Origin of the sequence: Rhodococcus sp. UFZ-B548, assembly GCF_903819475.1 — a bacterium.
Classification (GTDB): domain Bacteria; phylum Actinomycetota; class Actinomycetes; order Mycobacteriales; family Mycobacteriaceae; genus Rhodococcus_F; species Rhodococcus_F erythropolis.
In genome coordinates, this window is the sequence record NZ_CAIJDS010000118.1 from 1 (window position 1) to 5,081 (window position 5,081).

Sequence of the window (5,081 nt, forward strand, 5' to 3'; positions counted from 1 at the left end):
TTATCTCTAGCGCCGCATCAGGATGAAGGCACGGTAGGCACGGCGTGTCGGTCGCCCTGTCCCTCATGGTTATCTAATAGCGTCTATGTCACAGGTGGGACAGCCATAGGAGTGGCGATGTCGTGTGCTGTAGAGAAGGTCATTTCACCGACGACGGGGCAGTCGGGTTGGGTGATCGTGGACGAAGAATCCATGCGCCCGGTCGCGGAGGCTTCCGAGTGGGTGCTGTTCATGCAAGGCGCCGGAAGGTCACCTCAAACAATCCGCGCATACGTTCCTCGGGTCTGTTGGTTCTTGAACTGGACTGCCGGTCGCGGACTGGATTGGCACGAGATTCGTGTAGGTGAACTCACTCGTTTCAAATTCGCCGTCGAACACACCCCAACCGTCCACTACCGGCTGCGCTCCGGCAGATCGGTCAACGCAGTGATGACCGCTGTCGTCGAATTCCTCAGGTTCTGCGGAATGCGTGGATTGGTCTCCGCAGATGTTGTTTCTGGGCTGTCCCAGCCCAAGTACCTGGCCTACGCACCCCGCGATTTCCACGAAGGTGAATCCGGTCAGCATCGGCTGATTCGTGCCAGAACCCTCAAAGCGCCGGAAGTCGTAAAGCCTCCGGAAATTATTACTGAAGAACAGTTTTCGCATGCTCTGAACTCCGCGAACACCGAACGAGACCGTTTTCTGGTGCTGTTGCTGGTTCGTTCCGGACTCCGAATCGGAGAGGCATTGGGTTCGCGCCGTAGCGACCTGCATTTCCTTCCGACCTCGGTTCATCTGGGATGCCAGGAACGTGGACCTCATGTTCATGTTGTTCGGCGTGAAGGCAATTCGAACGGTGCCCGCGCTAAAGGACAATCCCGAGTCGTACCGGTCAGCGACGAGGTGGTCACTCAGTATCGCGAGTACCTTCTCGAACGAGACAGCGTGCCCACCGCAATGACCTCGGACTTCGTGTTCGTCAACCTTCTCGGGCATCACGCCGGTTCGCCGATGTCGTATTCGAACGCAAAACAGATTGTGGAAAGGATCGGCAACCGTGCCGGTTTCCGATTGCGGCCCCACATGTTCCGGCATACGGCAGCCACAATCTGGACGCGCAACGGCACCGGTATCGACGTGGTTCAGTCGTTGCTCGGTCATGTGAGCCGAGCATCGACCGCGATCTATCAACACCCCGACGCGGAGGACCTGAGGGCGGCAGTGGAAAGAGTGGGCATATGAGCATCACCGCTCTACCCGTCGAGTCAAGAGCCCTCTCGACTGGAAACGAACAGACCTGGAAAGCGTGGTTGATCGAACGAATCGACCCGCAATGGCGAGTCGCGGAATGGGATTCACGCCGACAGGTATTCACCGGAGACGTCGACAACGAAATGACAGCGGTCTATCTGTGCCGAGTCGACCGATGCATGACGGTCGTGGAAATCTTCGACCGCCGTTGCAGGCGGTGCGAACGCCACCGCAAGCTCAACGGGACCTCACCTTCATTCTTCGACCGGACATTCGACCCCGATTCGGTTCCACGAAGAGACGAAAAAGCCTTTTCGAAAGTCGATTTCGAACTCAGTGAGGTGAACGGCACTGTTGCGGCGGAGATTATTTACGGAGTGCAGCAGCGTGACCGTGATCAGATCATCTTGGTTCCGATGCGGATCCGCAGCATAGTTTCCCACCTCCCACCGGATTGTCGCTCACTGCTCGATGTCGCCGGAAATCGCCAGTTCGAGAAGGCACTCGGAGCTGCAGCCGGTGGTGTGTTCCGGTCGTTGGTCACACATCTGCAGCGGGCGCACGTCGTGTACTCCGGTACTGATCCCACCATGGCCGACGTGTGGAAACCTGCCGTCGTGGGCCTGCAAGCTGCTCCGGACCGGCGATACAGTGCGGCCGGTGGCGTTGTGGACTTCCGAGAGATCAGACAGCGATGGCTTCGAGAGATCACCAAACAATTCGGCCGCGAGGTACGCCCACCCGTGACGACACTGCGGCACACCGTTCATGCCGCCGAAATCGCTTCACGGCAACTCTCGCTGCGCACGAACGGCGATCACCCCGAACTACTCGACCACGGTGACATGAGCGCTGTCGTCGAGGGTTTCCGCACCAGCGCCGATCGAGAGGGCAAGCCCCATTCCTTCACCCATCGACGATCATTGCTCGGGTGGTGGCGCCGACTTCTCGAGTTCTCACGCCGCACGGGCGCAATGGATGACATCCCCGGCTCCTTCGCACTCGATCTGCGTTCGCACACAATTGCCCAGGTCGAGACCAGCGAGGACGACTTCGGACGCACGATCCCCGAACATGTCATCGCACAACTCGATCAACACCTCGAGCTGCTGGGTAGGCACTCCACGTACTCCGCGCCGGGCTGGAACCCTGACGACTACGCCATGATGTATCAGACGGTCTACCAGATCATCCGGGACACCGGTCGACGCCCGAGTGAGATCGTCGGGCTCAAACGCTCATGCCTGGACTGGGTCGACGGCAAGCCCACACTCGTCTACGACAACCGTAAACGTCGCAGAATGGGGCGTAGATTGCCGATCAGCACTGCAACGGCAACCGTGATCGACCAATGGCTCGACCACCTTCAATCGCTGTCTGTTCCGGACACACTGTGCGACTGGCTCTTTCCCACGCCGGGAACCCGCAACAACATTCGCCGCGGGCACTTGAGCGGTGCGCAGTTCGGGTCCCGGGCCTTCGCCATCTGGATCGATGCAATCCCGGAACTTGTCGACGAAAGACTCGACGATGACGGAAACCCAGCTCTCTACGACAGATCAATGATCACTCCTTACGGATTGCGGCACTCCTACGCTCAGCGGCACGCTGACAACGGCACACCGGTGGACGTCCTACGCGAATTGATGGATCACCGCAGCGTCGACACGACCATGGGATATTTCTCCGTCACACTCAAACGTAAACGCCAAGCCACCGAGGAGATTTCGAAGTTCGCGATCGACAGGCACGGACGACCGGCGGGATTCACGTCGGTAACGGAGTACGAGCGACAGTCGGTGGCCGTGCCCTTCGGAAACTGCACCGAACCCTCGAACATCAAAGCCGGCGGCCAACACTGCCCGATCCGATTCCAGTGCGCAGGATGCTCCTTCTACCGACCGGACCCGTCCTACCGGCCCGCAATCGAGCAGCATCTCGCAGAGCTGCGCACAGACAAAGAAACTGCAATCGCCACCGACTCCGCGTCGTGGGTGATCACCAACTTCGACGCCCAAATTCACGCGTTCACGGACGTCATCTCGTCGATGGACGCAATGCTTGCCGACCTGCCCGCAGACCAACGCGCGGTCATCGACAACGCCTCCCGCGAACTGAGGAAAGCGAGGACCGCAGCTGCCTTCATACCGCTCGAGTCCGTAACCACCCACACGAACGAGGACGAACAACGATGACTGCCGATGACCGTGACATACGAACCCAACGGCTCATCGCCTCCCGTCGACGTGACAGCGCTGACAAACAACGCAGAACGCTGACAGTCATCGCCGACCTCTCATCCGCTGGCGAACGCATCAACATCAGCGAAATAGCGCGTCGCGCAGGCGTTTCTCCATGGTTCATCTACAACACCGCAGCAATTCGAACCGCCGTCGAACGCGCCACAGAAGAGCACTCCCACACCGCCACCAGAAGCAGCGCCGGACGCACGTCCGCTACGGCGGACAGTCTTCACGCCGAACTGTTGATGGCGCGTGAGGAAGTTCGGGCGCTACGAACGGACCGAACCAAGCTCGAGACCAAAGTGCAACTACTACTCGGCAACCAACTCGAACACCTGCCGCACGACACACTGCTCGCCCGTATCCACGAGCTCGAACAGATAGCAGCCGAGCTGCGCTCGGACCTCGACTCCGAACGCAGACGCGCCGACACCATGACAACACGAACCGAAGAACTCCAGGACGAGCTCACCGCCGCCCGCGCCTCACTCAAAAGGATGGTTCAAAGCGTTTCTCCAGCACGACGAATCGAAGCAATCGGCACATAAGAACACACCCCAGCAAGCATCGGAATCTACGCGGAACTGTGAATCAACACGCGGACAATACGGCAGACATCGCATCCTTCTCTGCTTGAGTCACCCACAGGCGGTAGACCGACTTCACCGTGATCTGCTTCGAGACGTAGGTGCATCGGTACGCCTTGTTCGGGGGAAGCCAGGATGCGGCATCGGAATCAGACTTCTTCGCGTTCGTCGGTCCATCCACCGGGATCAGATTTCGGGGATCGTTCGCCAGATTCGTGCGCTCCTGAAGACTCAATTGTTGCGCACCCTTCTGCCACGAATCGCTCAACGCGACCACATGGTCAATCTGAACTGCAGTCGAAGTATCCTGTCCCCGAACAAAATTGATCGTCTTTCCAGTGTAAGGATCAGCCAACGTGCCAGAGAGAACAACACATTGCTTCTTTCCTTCTTTGAAGACCACGTCAGTCAGCCGCGAAGCCAACAGATTATTGCGCGTATCGCACCCGTCATGCCCGAACTCCACATCGACATCATCAGACCATGCCTGACCGAACTGATCTCTGCTGTAACCAGTTTTCGGAGCACGCCCCTTCACCGGAAGCGTCTCCAACAGCGCAACGGAAGAAGCCACATCAACATCGTGCTGACCAGGGCTATCCACAGACAACGATCCTGCTGGGATCACATCCGCCAACGTCGTACTGCAACCGGAAATCGACAACCCGACCAAGGCAGTGACGGCAACCAGGAGGGAACGGGAACGCACCAAGCGACTATGCAACGTGAAACTCCTAAATCATATGCAGTGCAGAGGATCTGCACTCTTATCAACAAAACTCATGAGGATGATTGTCGGGAAATCCCGACATCAGACCAGGTGTGCTACACATCCACCGAACCCAATCAACCGGCCACGTGCGTGATTGAACATGCCATCGTCCCTATCCGTGCGGTCGAACCGGTCGACCGTCACACGAACTGACCATCGTCACTCACATAACTCACACCGTCGACATCGAACAATGGGGGCCTACCAGCAAGGTTTTGAGATATGTCAAAACTGCGTGCAGATAAT

Annotated in this window: 4 protein-coding genes; 3 read left to right on the top strand and 1 reads right to left on the bottom strand. The window is 58.1% G+C overall.

Annotated elements, in window-relative coordinates; genetic code table 11:
• Positions 1-117 precede the first annotated feature (117 nt).
• The 3 genes from H7C86_RS36460 to H7C86_RS36470 are packed head-to-tail and all read left to right on the top strand — an operon-like array spanning position 118 to position 4,024.
• Positions 118-1,224, top strand: coding sequence for a tyrosine-type recombinase/integrase (locus H7C86_RS36460; RefSeq protein ID WP_047269064.1), 1,107 nt, complete (start codon positions 118-120; stop codon positions 1,222-1,224).
• Positions 1,221-3,428, top strand: coding sequence for a site-specific integrase (locus tag H7C86_RS36465; RefSeq protein ID WP_058037609.1), 2,208 nt, complete (start codon positions 1,221-1,223; stop codon positions 3,426-3,428). Before H7C86_RS36460 ends, H7C86_RS36465 begins: the two co-directional genes overlap by 4 nt.
• Positions 3,425-4,024, top strand: coding sequence for a DUF6262 family protein (locus H7C86_RS36470; RefSeq protein WP_047269065.1), 600 nt, complete (start codon positions 3,425-3,427; stop codon positions 4,022-4,024). Before H7C86_RS36465 ends, H7C86_RS36470 begins: the two co-directional genes overlap by 4 nt.
• A gap of 43 nt (positions 4,025-4,067) precedes the next feature.
• Here H7C86_RS36470 and H7C86_RS36475 read toward each other — a convergent pair whose 3' ends face one another.
• Positions 4,068-4,772 carry an HNH endonuclease family protein gene (locus tag H7C86_RS36475; protein ID WP_174519535.1) on the bottom strand — a complete coding sequence of 235 codons (705 nt, stop codon included), beginning with the start codon at positions 4,770-4,772 and terminating at the stop codon, positions 4,068-4,070.
• Positions 4,773-5,081: the final 309 nt, after the last annotated feature.